2 protein-coding genes are annotated in these 1,287 nt (G+C 53.6%); both read left to right on the forward strand.

Features of this window, described 5'->3' with window-relative positions; translation table 11 throughout:
- Nucleotides 1–386: hypothetical protein (locus tag BGO59_RS31785; RefSeq protein ID WP_293691007.1), on the forward strand; the 386-nt coding region annotated here is incomplete at its 5' end.
- Between the two features lie 197 nt (nucleotides 387–583).
- Nucleotides 584–1,287: FG-GAP repeat protein (locus BGO59_RS31790; RefSeq protein ID WP_293691009.1), on the forward strand; the 704-nt coding region annotated here is incomplete at its 3' end.

Genomic DNA, 1,287 nt, shown 5'->3' on the forward strand with positions numbered 1-1,287 from the left:
GGCTGCTGATGCAGTTGCAGGAGGTGAACGGCTCGACGGCCATCGGGGCGGTTGTGGTGACCATCACGGTCCCAACTGGCTACAGTGTGAGCTTCGACCAGACGTTAACGAGCATTCCGGTGTCGGGGGTGGGCTTGGTGAGTGTGTCCAATGGGAAGTGGACGTTGAGCGGCAGTGTGGGCAGTCAGCAGTTGCGGCTCAGTCTGAACGGCGGGGAGTCGATTGGAGGTCGCAGCACGATGGATGTTGGCTTCTGGGTAAGTCGAACCAGTGCCAACGGTGGCAGTCGTTCCAACATCACCATTAGTGTAGCTGACGACAGCAGTGGGAGTTACGATGTGAACCGGCTCAACAACATCTACGCCCGCGTCATCACGGCTCAGTAAAGTCGCCTTTGTCTGTCTGCTTTTAGCCTGTGCGTCTTTATCTGTTCTAATGATCAGGTAAAGACGCAGTAAGTAGTTGATTTTTCGGGAAAGGCTTAATAAGGGCCTTTTTGGGGCCTGTTTTTTTGTGTATTTGTAGAGGATGTCCAAAATGAGCAAAAGAATGTCTGAAATGGGTTAACAGCGGGGGGCCGATAATGAAGAGTTTTGAGGTAGTCAATACAGGCTATCTACTCACAAGAATTTCGTCTTCGATGCATCATTTCTACCCCCGATCAACGACTCGTTTTAGCCATCCTCTGGCTGTGATTGTTGACCTCTGTCGAGCCAAACGTAGCCGTCCGGGAGGGCTGTGGCTCCTGGCGTTCTTGCTGTTTTTATCGAACCGGGGTCTGGCCCAGGACTGGAACCAGATCATCAAAACAGTAGCCTCGGATCGGCGCACATATACATCATTAGGCCGGGGGACTGGGGATTTCTTTGGTAATTCGGTCGCCATTGACGGGGACTATGCAGTAGTCGGTGCTTACAGCGATAGTGAAGACGCTGGGAGTAATCGGTTTTTAGGTTCGGCTATCTTGTTTAAGCGGGTGAATGGCACCTGGACCCAAATCAAAAAGCTGGTGGCCAGCGATCGGGCAGCCAATGATCAGTTTGGCTTTTCGGTGGCTATTAGTGGCGGTTTGATTGTGGTGGGGGCTGTTGCGGAATCCGAAGATGCCTCGGGGGGCAACACGCTCTCTGGCGCGGGTTCCGCCTATGTATTCAGTCAGAACCAGGGGGGCATCGACAACTGGGGGCAGGTCAGAAAGATCGTCGCCACCGACCGGGGCGCTGGCGATCGATTTGGCTGTTCAGTGGCCATTAGTGGGAGCGTAATTGTGGTGGGGGCTAATCAGGA

The organism is Spirosoma sp. 48-14, from assembly GCF_001898575.1.
Lineage (GTDB): Bacteria > Bacteroidota > Bacteroidia > Cytophagales > Spirosomataceae > Spirosoma.